Below are 14,267 nucleotides of genomic sequence, written 5' to 3' on the forward strand. Positions count from 1 at the left end.
GCTAATGGCCGTTCTCGTCAACAAAGACACCAAAGTCATCTGCCAGGGGATCACCGGATCCCAGGGCACCTTCCACACCGAACAGGCGATCGCTTACGGCACGCAGATGGTCGGCGGCGTGACCCCCGGCAAGGGCGGCACGACGCATCTGGACCTGCCGGTCTTCAACTCGGTCCACGAGGCCGTGGCAAAAACCGGCGCCAATGCGACCGTGATCTATGTCCCGCCGCCCTTCGCGGCCGATTCGATCCTGGAAGCCATCGATGCCGAGATCCCGCTGATCGTCGCCATCACCGAGGGTATCCCGGTGCTCGACATGATGAAGGTCAAGCGCGCGCTGGAAGGCAGCAAGTCGCAGCTGATCGGCCCGAACTGCCCCGGCATCCTGACGCCGGGCGAGTGCAAGATCGGCATCATGCCGGGCTCGATCTTCTCGCGCGGATCGGTGGGCGTCGTGTCGCGCTCGGGCACGCTGACCTATGAGGCGGTCAAGCAGACCACCGATGTCGGCCTGGGCCAGTCCACCGCTGTCGGCATCGGCGGCGACCCGATCAAGGGCATGGAGCATATCGACGTGCTGCGCATGTTCCTGGACGACCCGGAAACCGAGTCGATCATCATGATCGGCGAGATCGGCGGTTCGGCCGAGGAAGAGGCGGCCGAGTTCCTGGCCGAGCAGAAGCGCAAGGGCAAGTGGAAGCCGACCGCCGGCTTCATCGCCGGGCGCACCGCGCCGAAGGGCCGCCGCATGGGCCATGCCGGCGCCATCGTCTCGGGCGGCAAGGGCGACGCGGAATCGAAGATCGAGGCCATGAAATCGGCCGGCATCGTCGTCGCCGACAGCCCCGCGGGTCTGGGCGAGGCGGTGCTGAAAGCACTCGGCCGGTAACAATGCCGCAAGGCTTTTGACTTGGGCGCGGCCCCTGCCTACCTTTACCGGGGGCCGCGCCAGACCTTACCAGCAGGTGCCAGATTGGACCGCCGTCGTCGCCAGATCGTCGCCAGAACCGCCGGGACAGCGCCCTGCCCGGCCCGCGGCCCTGCCCTGCCAAGCCGGGGCGCGGCATGATCCCGCAGCCCCCTCCGCCGGCGAAACGCCCCGCCTCGTCCGTGGCGGCGCAGGACTGGGCGCTTTGCGTTTCGACCTACCAGCGCGGCAAGCAGCTTTGCGACTGCGTGCGCGCCGCGCTCGCCTCGACCGAGCGGCCGGCCGAAATCGTCATCGTCGATGCCAGCGCCGACTGGGCGCAGAACCGCGAAAGGGTCGAGGCGGTAATCGCCGCGGCCGGCGGCTGTCCGCTGACCTATGTGCCGGCCCGGCGCAAATCGCTGACCGTGCAGCGCAACCAGGCCGTCGCGCTGGCGCGGGCCGACATCCTGTTCATGATCGATGACGACGCCTTGCTGCATCCCGATTGCGCCGGGCGGATCATGGCGCAATACCGCGCCGACACCCAGGGCCGCATCGTGGCGATCTCGGCCCGGAACACCGGCTCGGATGGCGTGACGGGCGGGGGTGAGAGCAAGCGCACCAACCCAGCCGCCAAGCTGGCCGCGGGCCGGTCAGGGCCGGTGCAGCGCAGCATCGACCTTGCCCTGCGCCACCTGCTGATGATTCCGGCCGAGCAGCGTTTCCTGGGCTATGATCGCCCCGAGCGGCGCTGGCAAGGCGATGCCACCCTGCCGCAGGGCTTGCTGCGCGTCGATTTCATCGTCGGCTTCGCCCTGACCCTGCGCCGCCACCTGGCGCTGCGCGAGCCCTTCGACGAAGGGCTGGTCGGCAGTTCCATCGCCGAGGATCTGGATGCCAGCTATCGCTTTGGCCGGCACGGGATGCTGGCCATCGCGCCCGATGCGCTGATCCACCACCTCGAGGCGGCTGCGGGCCGAGACCGGCGCCGGATCAGCGCCATGCTGGCCCTGCTCAACATCGCCTATTTCGTGCGCCGCAATTCCGAACGGCAGGGGCGCGACCTGGCCCGCTATGGGCTGTGGTACCTGCGCATGGCGCTGGCCGAACTGCCCAAGGACATCGCCGGCGCCCGCTGGGATCTGCCGCAGTTCCGCGGCGCCCTGCTGGCCGGCCGCCACCTGCCCGCCTTGCTGCGCCAGCCGCGCGCCGGGCTGCCGGCATGGTATCAGGATCTTCAGACCAGGCTGATCACCGGGACCGCTCCCGGACATGGCCAGAACAATGCGACCGCCCCTGATCCGGGCGCGAACGGATAAGGACTTCCCGGAGGCAAGCCAATGAACGATCAATCCCCAAACTCGGCCTTCCACGATTCGAGCTTCCTGCAAGGCCATAACGCGGCCTATGTCGAGCAGCTTTACGGCCAGTGGGCCCAGAACCCGGCGGCGGTCGACCAGGCGTGGGACGCCTTCTTCCGCAGCCTGGGCGACGAGGAGGCCGTGGTCACCCGCGAGGCCAAGGGCGCCAGCTGGCAACGCGCCGACTGGCCGCCGCTGCCCGCGGACGACACCACCGCGGCGCTGACCGGCGAATGGCCGATGCTGCCCAAGGCCGAGGCCAAGGCGGCTCTGGACAAGATCGCCGCCAAGGCCGGCGAAAAGGGCGTGAACCTGACGGACGAGCAGCTCAAGCGCGCGGTTCTGGACAGCGTCCGCGCCATCATGCTGATCCGCGCCTTCCGCATCCGCGGCCACCTGCATGCCGACCTGGACCCGCTGGGCATGCGCGAGATCCCCGACCATGGCGAGCTGGACCCCAAGACCTATGGCTTCACCGAGGCCGACCTGGACCGGCCGATCTTCATCGACAACGTGCTTGGCCTGCAGATCGCCACGATCCGCCAGATCGTCGACCTGATGAGCCGCACCTATTGCGGCACCTTCGCGCTGCAATTCATGCATATCTCGAACCCCGAGGAAGCCGCCTGGCTCAAGGAGCGGATCGAGGGCTACGGCAAGGAGATCGCCTTCACCCGCGAAGGCCGCCGCGCCATCCTCAACAAGCTGGTCGAGGCCGAGGGCTTCGAGAAGTTCCTGCATGTGAAATACATGGGCACCAAGCGCTTCGGCCTTGACGGCGGCGAGGCGCTGATCCCGGCCATGGAGCAGATCATCAAGCGCGGCGGCGCGCTGGGGGTCAAGGACGTGGTGATCGGCATGCCGCATCGCGGCCGCCTGTCGGTCTTGGCCAATGTGATGGGCAAGCCCTATCGCGCCATCTTCCACGAATTCCAGGGCGGCAGCTACAAGCCCGACGACGTGGACGGCTCGGGCGACGTGAAATATCACCTCGGCGCCTCGTCGGACCGCACCTTCGACGACAACACCGTCCACCTGTCGCTGACCGCGAACCCCTCGCACCTGGAGGCGGTGAACCCGGTGGTGCTGGGCAAGGTGCGCGCCAAGCAGGACCAGCTGTCGGACCAGACCTATCGCACGGCGGTGCTGCCGATCCTGCTGCACGGCGACGCGGCCTTTGCCGGCCAGGGCATCGTCGCGGAATGCTTCCAGCTTTCCGGCATCAAGGGCCACCGCACCGGCGGTTGCATCCATATCGTGGTGAACAACCAGATCGGCTTCACCACCGCGCCGCATTTCAGCCGCACCTCGCCCTATCCGACCGACATCGCGCTGATGGTCGAGGCGCCGATCTTCCACGTCAACGGCGACGACCCCGAGGCCGTGGTCCATGCCGCCAAGGTCGCGACCGAGTTCCGGCAGAAATTCCACAAGGACGTGGTCATCGACATCTTCTGCTATCGCCGCTTCGGTCACAACGAAGGCGACGAGCCGATGTTCACCAACCCGGTGATGTACAAGAAGATCAAGGGCCACAAGACCACGCTGCAACGCTATACCGAGCGACTGGTCGCCGACGGCCTGGTCCCCGAGGGCGAGATCGAGGAGATGAAGGCCGCCTTCCAGGCCCATCTGAACGAGGAGTTCGAGGTCGGCAAGAACTTCAAGCCGAACAAGGCCGACTGGCTGGACGGCAAATGGTCGGGGCTCGAGGCCGAGCATGCCGAGGAGAACCTGGGCCAGACCGCCATCGCGCCCGAGACCATGGCCGAGATCGGCGGCGCGCTGACCCGCGTGCCCGAAGGGTTCGACCTGCACAAGACCGTCGGCCGCCTGCTGGAATCCAAGAAGCAGATGTTCGAGACCGGCAAGGGTTTCGACTGGGCGACCGGCGAGGCGCTGGCCTTCGGCTCGCTGCTGCTGGAAGGGCATCCGGTGCGCCTGGCCGGACAGGACTCGACCCGCGGCACCTTCTCGCAGCGCCATTCGGCCTTCATCGACCAGGCGACCGAGGAACGCTATTACCCGCTCAACCACATCCGCGGCGGGCAGGCGCGCTACGAGGTCATCGACTCGATGCTGTCGGAATATGCGGTGCTGGGCTTCGAATACGGCTATTCTCTGGCCGAGCCGAACAGCCTGGTCATGTGGGAGGCCCAGTTCGGCGATTTTGCCAACGGCGCCCAGATCATGTTCGACCAGTTCATCACCTCGGGCGAAAAGAAATGGCTGCGCATGTCGGGCCTCGTCATGCTGATGCCGCATGGCTACGAGGGCCAAGGCCCGGAACACAGCTCGGCCCGGCTGGAGCGCTGGCTGCAGATGTGCGCCGAGGACAACTGGATCGTGGCGAACTGCACCACGCCGGCGAACTATTTCCACATCCTGCGCCGGCAGCTGAAGCGGCCCTTCCGCAAGCCGCTGGTGCTGATGACGCCGAAATCGTTGCTGCGTCACCCGCTGGCGCTGTCCACGGCGGACGAGTTCCTGGCCGGCTCGACCTTCAACCGCGTGCTGGTGGACGATGCCGACCGCGGCAAGTCCGAGTTCAAGCTGGCCCCGGACGACAAGATCCGCCGGGTGGTGATCTGCTCGGGCAAGGTCTATTACGATCTCTTGCAGGCCCGCGACGCCGCCGGGGCCGAGGATGTCTATATCCTGCGGCTCGAGCAGTTCTATCCCTTCCCGGCCCACAGCATGTCCAAGGAGCTGGAACGCTTCAAGGATGCCGAGATCGTCTGGTGCCAGGAAGAGCCCAAGAACCAGGGCGGCTGGACCTTCGTCGAGCCCAATATCGAATGGGTGCTGTCGCGCATCGGCGCCAAGCATGGCCGTCCGCGCTATGTCGGCCGCCATGCCGCGGCCTCGCCGGCCACCGGGCTTGCCTCGCGCCACAAGGCCGAGCAGGAGGCCCTGGTCCACGAAGCCATCACCATCGGGGCCTGACATGGCAGTGGAACTACGCGTCCCCACGCTTGGGGAATCGGTATCCGAAGCGACGGTGGCCACCTGGTTCAAGAAACCGGGCGACCGCGTCGCCGTGGATGAAATGCTGTGCGAGCTGGAAACCGACAAGGTGACGGTCGAGGTGCCCTCGCCCGTCGCCGGCAAGCTGGCCGAGATCGTCGCGCCCGAAGGCACGGTGGTCGCGCCCAACGCGCTGCTCGCGCAGATCATGGAACAGGGCGATGCCGGCCCGGAAGAAATGTTGCCCAAGGCTGATGCGGGCACGAAGGCTCAGGAAGGACAGAGAAAGATGAGCGGAAAATCCGTCGACGTGATGGTGCCCACCCTGGGCGAAAGCGTGACCGAGGCCACGGTGGCGACCTGGTTCAAGAAGGTCGGCGATGCGGTCGCGCAGGACGAGATGCTGTGCGAGCTTGAGACCGACAAGGTCTCGGTCGAGGTTCCGGCTCCCGCCGCGGGCGTGCTGGCCGAGATCCTCGCCCCCGAGGGCGCAACGGTCGAGGCCAGCGCCCGGCTGGCGGTCATCACCGAGGGCGCGACCGCGACCCCCGGGGCCGAGGCCCCTGCTGCTGCCGCAGCCGCCGTGCAATCGCCCGGCGCCGGCCCGGAAACCCCCGCACCGCGCAAGGATGTCGAGGATGCGCCCTCGGCCAAGAAGGCCATGGCCGAGGCCGGCGTCAGCCGCGATGCCGTCACCGGCACCGGCCGCGACGGCCGGGTGATGAAGGAGGACGTGGCCCGCGCGGCTACGGCACCGGCCGCCGCCTCGCCCGCCCCGGCCCCGGCCCAGGCGCCGCGCGCGCCCAGCTCGGCCGATGACGCGGCGCGCGAGGAGCGGGTCAAGATGACCCGCCTGCGCGCCACCATCGCCCGCCGGCTCAAGGACGCGCAGAACACCGCCGCGATGCTGACCACCTATAACGAGGTGGACATGAAGGGCATCATGGACCTGCGCAACACCTACAAGGACCAGTTCGAGAAGAAGCACAAGGTCAAGCTCGGCTTCATGTCCTTCTTCGTGAAGGCCTGCTGCCACGCGCTGAAGGAAGTGCCCGAGGTCAATGCCGAGATCGACGGCGGCGACGTGGTCTACAAGAACTTCGTCCACATGGGCGTGGCGGTGGGCACGCCCAGCGGCCTGGTGGTGCCGGTGGTACGCGATGCCGACCAGAAGAGCTTCGCCCGGATCGAGAAGGAGATCGCCGAGCTGGGCACCCGCGCCCGCGACGGCAAGCTGACCATGGCGGAAATGCAGGGCGGCACCTTCACCATCTCGAACGGCGGCGTCTACGGCTCGCTGATGTCCTCGCCGATCCTGAACCCGCCGCAATCGGGCATCCTGGGCATGCACAAGATCCAGGACCGCCCGGTCGTCGTGGACGGCCAGATCGTCATCCGGCCGATGATGTACCTGGCGCTGAGCTACGACCACCGCATCGTGGACGGCAAGGGCGCCGTGACCTTCCTCGTGCGCGTCAAGGAGGCACTGGAGGATCCGCGCCGCCTGCTGATGGACCTGTGATCCCGGCCTGCCGGGGGCGGCAGGCCCGCCCCCGGCGCGCCCAGGAAGCCGCCGCGCAACTCTTTCCGGCCTGTATCCGTTGACCCGCACCGGGCCGCCTTGCCGCTCATCCCGACGGGAAGCCGGGCCGAAACGGAGGAGTCCCCCATGACCCAGATGATCGCCCATTACACCATCGCCGGTTACGCCGCCTTCAAGGCCGCCTTCGACGCCGATGCCGAGGATCGCGGCAATAACGGCCTGTCGCTGCTGCAGCTGTGGCGCGAGAACGACCAGAGCGCCTGGGCGCTGTTCCAGGTGGGCGACGCGGCGGTGGCCAGGGCCTATCTGGAAGGGGCAGCGGGGGTCTTCAACAGCCAGGCCGGCGTCTCGGCCACCGCCTTCCACCTGGTCGAGACCGCCTGATGGCCGCCGAAACCACCGCCCTGGCGCTGGCCGCGCTGCTGCAAGCCGTGCAGATCGGCCTGGCCGCCGCCTCGATGAACCGCGATGTCGGCGCGAAATGGAACGCCAGCCCGCGCGACAGGCAGCCGGAGTTTTCCGCGCTGACCGGACGGCTGCGCCGCGCTGCGGACAATCATTTCGAGGGACTGATCCTCTTTACCATCGCCGTCGTGCTGGTGGTGCTGTCGGATGCCGGCTCGGCCCTGACCGTGCTTTGCGCCTGGAGCTACCTGCTGGCGCGGCTGCTTTATATTCCCGCCTATGCCTATGGCTGGTCGCCCTGGCGCTCGGTCATCTGGGGGGTGGGGTTCGTCGCCACGCTGGCGATGATCCTGATCGCCTTATTCACCTGAACCGAACGGGCGGCGCCGGCAAGCGCGCCGCGAACTGCAAGGAGACCTGAATGTCCACCTATGACCTGATCGTGATCGGCGCCGGTCCCGGCGGCTATGTCTGCGCGATCCGCGCCGCCCAGCTGGGCCTGAAGGTCGCCTGCGTCGAGGGACGCGAGACGCTGGGCGGCACCTGCCTGAACGTCGGCTGCATCCCCTCCAAGGCGCTGCTGCATGCCAGCCACATGCTGCACGAGACCCACGAGAATTTCGAGAAGATGGGCCTGATGGGCGCCAAGCCCAAGGTCGATTGGGACAAGATGCAGGGCTACAAGGCCGAGACGGTCGCCGGCAATACCAAGGGCATCGAGTTCCTGTTCAAGAAGAACAAGATCGACTGGCTCAAGGGCTGGGCCAGCATCGAAGCGCCCGGCAAGGTCAAGGTCGGCGACACCGTCCACGAGACGAAGAACATCGTCATCGCCACCGGCTCGGAACCGGCCAGCCTGAAGGGGGTCGAGGTCGATAATGCCGCCGGCATCGTCGTCGATTCGACCGGCGCCCTGTCGCTGCCGAAGATCCCCAAGTCGATGGTGGTGATCGGCGCGGGCGTGATCGGGCTGGAACTGGGTTCGGCCTATGCCCGGCTCGGCGCCGAGGTAACGGTGGTCGAGTTCCTGGACGCCATCACCCCCGGCATGGACGCCGAGGTGCAAAAGCAGTTCCAGCGCATCCTGGCGAAACAGGGGCTGAAATTCGTCCTGGGCGCGGCCGTGTCCGAGGTCGAGGTCGAAAAGGGCAAGGCCGAGGTCAAGTACAAGCTGCGCAAGGACGACAGCGAGCATGAGATCAAGGCCGAATGCGTGCTGGTCGCCACCGGCCGCCGCCCCTATGTCGCCGGGCTGGGCCTGGACAAGGTCGGCGTCGCGCTGACCGATCGCGGCTTCGTCCAGATCGACGAACACTGGCAGACCAGCGTCAAGGGCATCTACGCCATCGGCGACGCGGTGCCGGGCCCGATGCTGGCCCACAAGGCCGAGGACGAGGGCATGGCGGTGGCCGAGGTCATCGCCGGCAAGCATGGCCATGTGAATTACGACGTGATCCCCGGCGTGATCTATACCACGCCCGAGGTCGCCTCGGTCGGGCTGACCGAAGAGGCCGCCAAGGAAAGCGGCCGCAAGGTCAAGGTCGGCAAGTTCCCCTTCATGGGCAATGCCCGCGCCAAGGCCCTGTTCCAGGCCGAGGGCTTCGTCAAGATGATCGCCGATGCCGAGACCGATCGGGTGCTGGGCTGCCACATCATCGGCCCGAATGCCGGCGAGATGATCCACGAGGTCTGCGTGGCGATGGAATTCGGCGCCTCGGCCCAGGACATCGCACTGACCTGCCACGCCCATCCGACCTGCTCGGAAGCGGTGCGCGAGGCGGCGCTGGCCTGCGGCGACGGCGCGATCCACGCCTGATCGGCGGATCGCCACCGAAACCGGCACCATGTTGCGGCGGGTTTCCGCCGATGGACCGCCCCTGAACCGGGCGGTCCTGTCTTTTGATTTCCCCGACTCTGGCAGCTGCGGCTAATCCCTTGGTCAATGAAAAGACAAGGGGCAGTCATGAAATCCATCCTCGGACTGTTGGCGCTGGCCGGCACGCTGGCCGTCGGCGCCTGCGGCGACAACCGGGTCGATCCCGACCGCCGCTATCTGGTCGAACCCCGCGCCTCGGCCGCCCAGGTCGCGGCGCTGCATCCGAACGAGACACCGGAACTGCGCCGGCTGATCAACAAATACGCGGCGGAATACGATGTGCCGGTGGACCTGGTGCAGCGCGTCATCATCCGCGAATCGACCCATCGTCCCGGCGCCCGCAACGGCCCCTATTACGGGCTGATGCAGATCCTGCCCGCCACCGCGCGCGGCATGGGCTATCAGGGCCCGCCCGCCGGGCTGCTCGATGCCGAGACGAACCTGAAATACGGCGTCAAATACCTGCGCGGCGCCTATATGGTCGCCGACGGCGACAAGGATGCCGCGGTGAAATGGTATGCCCGCGGCTATTACTACGAGGCCAAGCGCAAGGGCCTGCTGCAAGCCACCGGCCTGCGCTGAGGCGAGGGACAGCGGATCGCGGGGGCGGCCTTCGGGCCGCCCCTTGCCTTACAGGCGCATCACAGCTTGCGATTGTAGCGGATGAAGGGCGACTTCACCGCCATCCGGTCATAGAGCATTCGCCCCGGATAATTGTCCTCGGCCGTCAGCCAATAGACGGCAGGCACGCCGGCGCGGTCGGCCTCGGCATAGACGCCTTCGATCAGGGCGCGGGCGATGCCGCGGCCGCGGGCCTCGGGGGCGGTGAACAGATCCTGCAGATAGCAGACCCCCTCCTCGCGCCACAGGTTCGGGTGAAAGACGTAATGCGTCAGACCCAGCAGCCGGCCCTCCGCCTCGGCCACCAGACCGTGAAAGTCGCGCGGGTTGCGTGCCATCAGCCGGTCGAAGGCGCGGTCGTAGAACGACGGCGGCCGGTCGTCGAAGCCGTAGAAGGCCTGGTAGCCCTCGTAGAGCCGCTGCCAGCCCTTGCGATCCTCGGGGCGAAGCGCGCGGATCATCGCTGCCGCCCTCAGCGTTGGCGGCGGGCCATGAAGGCCAGCCGCTCGAACAGCGCCACGTCCTGCTCGTTCTTCAAGAGCGCGCCATGCAGCTTGGGCAGCATCTCTCCGGCCGGGCGCCGCAGATCCTCGGGCGCCAGATCTTCGGCCAGGATCAGCTTGAGCCAGTCCAGGAGTTCGCTGGTCGAGGGCTTCTTCTTCAACCCCTGCACCTCGCGCAGCTCCAGAAACTGCGTCAGCGCCTCGTCGAGCAGCCGCGGCTTCAGGCCGGGATAATGCACCTCGACGATGCGCTTCAGCGTCTCTGCATCGGGAAAGCGGATGTAGTGGAAGAAGCAGCGGCGCAGGAAGGCGTCCGGCAGTTCCTTTTCGTTGTTCGAGGTGATGATGACCACCGGCCGGTGCCGGGCCACCACCGTCTCGCCGGTCTCGTAGACATGGAACTCCATGCGGTCGAGTTCCTGCAAGAGGTCGTTGGGAAACTCGATATCGGCCTTGTCGATCTCGTCGATCAGCAGCACGACCTTGCCCGGCGCCTCGAAGGCCTGCCACAGCTTGCCCTTGCGGATGTAGTTCGCGATATCGTGAACCCGCGCCTCGCCCAGCTGGCTGTCGCGCAGCCGCGACACGGCATCGTATTCGTAAAGCCCCTGCTGCGCGCGGGTGGTCGATTTCACGTTCCATTCGATGATGGGCAACTCCAGGCTGGCCGCGACCTGCCGCGCCAGTTCGGTCTTGCCGGTGCCCGGCTCGCCCTTGACCAGCAGCGGGCGTTCCAGCGTGATCGCCGCATTCACGGCCATGGCCAGGTCGGCAGGAGCCACATAGGTTTCGGTCGAGGAAAACTGCATTCGCCTGTCCTTTGCGCAATCTGCGCGACCCTAGCCAGCGCCCGCCCGCTTCGCAAGCCGCAGGCCCGACCTGTCGGAATGGCCTAGTGACAATTGGTCTGCCATACTTTATGCGGGCGCCAAGGATCGGGCATCCAGTCGCCCGGCTCCCGGAGGAACGATGAAAGCCCAGACCTTTCTGCCCGAAGATTATCGCCCCGCCGAAGACGAACCTTTCATGAATGAACGGCAACTCGAATATTTCCGCCGCAAGCTGATCGCATGGAAGCAGGAACTTCTGGACCAATCCGCGGAAACGCTGGAAGGTCTTCAGGACAGCGCCCGCAACGTGCCCGATCTGGCCGACCGCGCCTCCGAGGAAACCGACCGCTCGCTGGAACTGCGCACCCGCGACCGCCAGCGCAAGCTGGTGGCCAAGATCGACGCGGCGCTGCGCCGCATCGAGACCGGCGAATACGGCTATTGCGAGATGACCGGCGAGCCGATCAGCCTCAAGCGGCTGGACGCGCGCCCCATCGCCACCATGACCCTGGAAGCGCAGGAACGCCACGAGCGGCGCGAGCGCGTGCATCGCGACGACTGACCCGCCGGCCCCTTCGGGGGCCGCTTTCGCAGTCAGGGGCGCCATGTCCGGCCTGAAGCATCATCCCGTCACCATCATCGGCGCAGGCGTGGCCGGCCTGACTGCCGCCTGCGCCTTGGCGCAGCGCGGCGCAGAGGTCACGGTGCTGGAACGCGCGGGGGCGTTGCGCGAGGTCGGCGCAGGCTTGCAGATTTCGCCAAATGCCATGCGGGTCTTGGCGGCGCTGGGGCTCGAATCGCGGTTCCGGGCGATCTCGCTGCCCTCCGAGCGGGTCGAGCTGCGCGATTCGACCGGCCGCATGGTGGCGCGGCTGGACCTGGCGCGGCATCGCCCCGGCGATCCGTTCCGCCTGGTGCATCGCGCCCGGCTGGTCGCCCTGCTGGAACAGGCCGCGCGCGAAGCCGGCGCCCGCATCGAGCTGGGCCATGACGTGACCGAACTGCCCGACGTGCCGCTGCTGATCGGCGCGGATGGGGTGAAAAGCCGCCTGCGCCCGACGCTGAACGGCCCCGAGACCCCCTTCTTCACCGGCCAGACCGCATGGCGCGCGCTGATCCCGGCCGAGCCCGATGCCGCGCCGGTGGCACAGGTCTTCATGGGACCGGGCCGGCACCTGGTCAGCTATCCGCTGGGCCAGGGCCAGCGCAATCTCGTCGCCGTGGTCGAGCGGCCGGACTGGCAGGAGGAAGGCTGGTCCACCCCCGGCGAGCCCTCCGAGCTGCGCGCCGCCTTCGCCCGCTTCGGCGGCCCGGTGCCGGAATGGCTGGAGCAGGTTCAGGATGTCGGCATCTGGGGCCTGTTCCGTCATCCGGTCGCCGCACATTGGCAGGACGGCCGGCGGGCGCTGATCGGCGACGCCGCCCATCCCACCCTGCCCTTCATGGCGCAAGGCGCGGTCATGGCGATCGAGGATGCCTGGGTGCTGGCCGCCTGCCTCGATGCCGGCCCGGACCAGGAAGCCGCGCTGGCGCGGTTCCAGGCCCTGCGCCAGCCGCGCTGCCGGCGCATCGTCGAGGCGGCCAATGCCAATGCCCGCAACTACCACCTGCGCGGCCCGACCCGCGCGGTCGCCCATGCCGGGCTGCGCGCCGTCTCGCGCCTCGCCCCCGCCCGGCTGATCGAGCGTTTCGCCTGGCTCTACGACCACGACCCGACCACCCCCTAGCCGGGCGTCCGAACTTCTCTGTTCCCCAAATACCCATGCGACCACGCCAGCGTCGCCGCCGCATGAGTATTTGTAAAACGGTGAAAACGCCGGGCCAAGCCCGCATGGCACGCCCGCACCCGTTTCACCGTTTCTTAAATACTCCTGCCAAGCCCGCCACCGGCGCCGCGCCCAGGGCGGTCAAGCCGCCTTCTCCACCGCCGCGACGATGTTCTCGACCACCTCGCGCAGCACGGTCTCGTCCTCGGCTTCGGCCATGACGCGGATCAGGGGCTCGGTGCCGGACTTGCGGATCAGCACCCGGCCACAGCCGTTCAGCCGCGCCTCGGCCCGCGCAATCTCGGCCTGGACCGCATCGACCGACAGCGGATCGGCACCGGCAGCATAGCGCACGTTCTTCAGCAATTGCGGTACCGGCTCGAACTGCGCCACCAGTTCCGAGGCCGGCCTGCCGCCATCCGCCAGCGCCGCCAGGAATTGCAGGCTGGCAATGAGCCCGTCGCCGGTGGTGGCGTAATCGGTCATCACGATATGGCCCGACTGCTCGCCGCCCAGGTTGAAGCCGGCGCCGCGCATCCGCTCGACCACGTAGCGGTCGCCGACGGCGGTGCGCTCCAGCCGCAGCCCGCGGCCCTGCAGGAACCGCTCCAGCCCCAGATTCGACATCACCGTCGCCACCAGCGCCCCGCCCCGCAGCCGGCCCTGCGCCGCCCAGCGGTCGGCCAGCAGCGCCATGATCTGGTCGCCATCCGCCACCTGGCCCTTTTCATCGACGATCATCACCCGGTCGGCATCGCCGTCCAGGCTGATGCCCATGTCAGCGCCATGTTCCAGCACCGCCTGGGCGCAGGCCTCGGGATGGGTCGAGCCCAGCCCGTCATTGATGTTGTGGCCGTTCGGGGAAACCCCCAGCGGGATCACCTCGGCCCCCAGTTCCCACAGCACGTCCGGCGCGGCGCGATAGGCGGCGCCGTTGGCGCAATCCACCACCACCTTCAGCCCCTCCAGCCGCTGCCCGGCCGGGAAGGTGGTCTTGGCATATTCGACATAGCGCCCGCGCCCGTCGTCGATGCGCTTGGCGCGGCCGATATTCTGCGGCCGGGCCGGAACGATCTCGCCCGCCACGATGGATTCGATCTCGGCCTCGGCCTCGTCCGAAAGCTTGAAGCCGTCGGGACCAAAGAACTTGATGCCGTTGTCCGCGGCCGGGTTATGGCTGGCCGAGATCATGATGCCCACATCGGCCCGCATCGAGCGGGTCAGGTAGCCCACCGCCGGCGTCGGCACCGGGCCCAGCAGCAGCACGTTCATGCCGGTGCTGGTCAGCCCCGCCGTCAGCGCGTTTTCCAGCATATAGCCCGACAGGCGCGTGTCCTTGCCGATCACGACGCGATGGTGGTCCTCGCCGTTGCGGCGGAAATAGCGGCCGGCGGCGGCGCCCAGGCGCAGCGCCATCTCGGCCGTCATCGGGTGGGTATTGGCACGGCCCCTGACGCCGTCGGTGCCGAAAAGTTTCCTGCTCAT

The 14,267-nt window shown here is 67.6% G+C and carries 13 protein-coding genes; 10 read left to right on the forward strand and 3 right to left on the reverse strand.

Translation table 11 applies throughout. From position 1 onward, the window contains the following. Positions 1-4 precede the first annotated feature (4 nt). The 8 genes from sucD to ACNKFW_RS09475 all read left to right on the forward strand — a co-directional run bounded on the left by sucD (position 5) and on the right by ACNKFW_RS09475 (position 9,644). Positions 5-889 carry a succinate--CoA ligase subunit alpha gene (sucD, locus tag ACNKFW_RS09440; protein WP_024842919.1) on the forward strand — a complete coding sequence of 295 codons (885 nt, stop codon included), beginning with the start codon at positions 5-7 and terminating at the stop codon, positions 887-889. A gap of 176 nt (positions 890-1,065) precedes the next feature. Next, entirely contained in the window at positions 1,066-2,229 is a 1,164-nt protein-coding gene (locus tag ACNKFW_RS09445) for a glycosyltransferase family 2 protein (RefSeq protein WP_024842920.1), read from the forward strand. Between the two features lie 21 nt (positions 2,230-2,250). Further along, entirely contained in the window at positions 2,251-5,217 is a 2,967-nt protein-coding gene (locus tag ACNKFW_RS09450) for a 2-oxoglutarate dehydrogenase E1 component (RefSeq protein WP_024842921.1), read from the forward strand. Position 5,218: 1 nt separating this feature from the next. Continuing rightward, positions 5,219-6,760 (forward strand): 2-oxoglutarate dehydrogenase complex dihydrolipoyllysine-residue succinyltransferase, encoded by a 1,542-nt coding sequence (gene odhB / locus ACNKFW_RS09455; protein ID WP_147428216.1) that lies wholly within the window; start codon positions 5,219-5,221, stop codon positions 6,758-6,760. 147 nt (positions 6,761-6,907) lie between these two features. Further along, positions 6,908-7,165 carry a hypothetical protein gene (locus ACNKFW_RS09460; protein ID WP_147428217.1) on the forward strand — a complete coding sequence of 86 codons (258 nt, stop codon included), beginning with the start codon at positions 6,908-6,910 and terminating at the stop codon, positions 7,163-7,165. Further along, positions 7,165-7,557, forward strand: coding sequence for an MAPEG family protein (locus ACNKFW_RS09465; protein WP_024842924.1), 393 nt, complete (start codon positions 7,165-7,167; stop codon positions 7,555-7,557). The genes ACNKFW_RS09460 and ACNKFW_RS09465 overlap by 1 nt, the downstream gene beginning before the upstream one ends. A gap of 50 nt (positions 7,558-7,607) precedes the next feature. Continuing rightward, positions 7,608-9,002 (forward strand): dihydrolipoyl dehydrogenase, encoded by a 1,395-nt coding sequence (gene lpdA, locus ACNKFW_RS09470; protein ID WP_024842925.1) that lies wholly within the window; start codon positions 7,608-7,610, stop codon positions 9,000-9,002. A 147-nt stretch (positions 9,003-9,149) separates the two neighbouring features. Then, positions 9,150-9,644 (forward strand): lytic transglycosylase domain-containing protein, encoded by a 495-nt coding sequence (locus ACNKFW_RS09475; protein ID WP_024842926.1) that lies wholly within the window; start codon positions 9,150-9,152, stop codon positions 9,642-9,644. Between the two features lie 59 nt (positions 9,645-9,703). Here the strand turns inward: ACNKFW_RS09475 and ACNKFW_RS09480 are convergent, their stop codons facing one another. Next, positions 9,704-10,144, reverse strand: a complete 441-nt coding sequence (locus tag ACNKFW_RS09480; RefSeq protein WP_024842927.1) for a GNAT family N-acetyltransferase — start codon at positions 10,142-10,144, stop codon at positions 9,704-9,706. A gap of 11 nt (positions 10,145-10,155) precedes the next feature. Then, positions 10,156-10,995, reverse strand: coding sequence for an AAA family ATPase (locus ACNKFW_RS09485; RefSeq protein ID WP_418024144.1), 840 nt, complete (start codon positions 10,993-10,995; stop codon positions 10,156-10,158). Between the two features lie 160 nt (positions 10,996-11,155). Here ACNKFW_RS09485 and dksA point away from each other — a divergent pair, with 160 nt between their 5' ends. Then, positions 11,156-11,578, forward strand: a complete 423-nt coding sequence (dksA, locus tag ACNKFW_RS09490) for an RNA polymerase-binding protein DksA (RefSeq protein WP_024842929.1) — start codon at positions 11,156-11,158, stop codon at positions 11,576-11,578. 43 nt (positions 11,579-11,621) lie between these two features. Beyond that, a complete protein-coding gene (locus tag ACNKFW_RS09495; protein WP_418024146.1) occupies positions 11,622-12,743 on the forward strand; it encodes an FAD-dependent oxidoreductase in 1,122 nt (373 codons plus the stop codon). Between the two features lie 180 nt (positions 12,744-12,923). Here ACNKFW_RS09495 and glmM read toward each other — a convergent pair whose 3' ends face one another. Continuing rightward, complete coding sequence (gene glmM, locus ACNKFW_RS09500; protein WP_147428218.1) at positions 12,924-14,267, reverse strand: phosphoglucosamine mutase; 1,344 nt, start codon at positions 14,265-14,267, stop codon at positions 12,924-12,926.

This window comes from Paracoccus sp. TD-10 (assembly GCF_048270675.1).
GTDB classification, from domain to species: domain Bacteria; phylum Pseudomonadota; class Alphaproteobacteria; order Rhodobacterales; family Rhodobacteraceae; genus Paracoccus; species Paracoccus pantotrophus.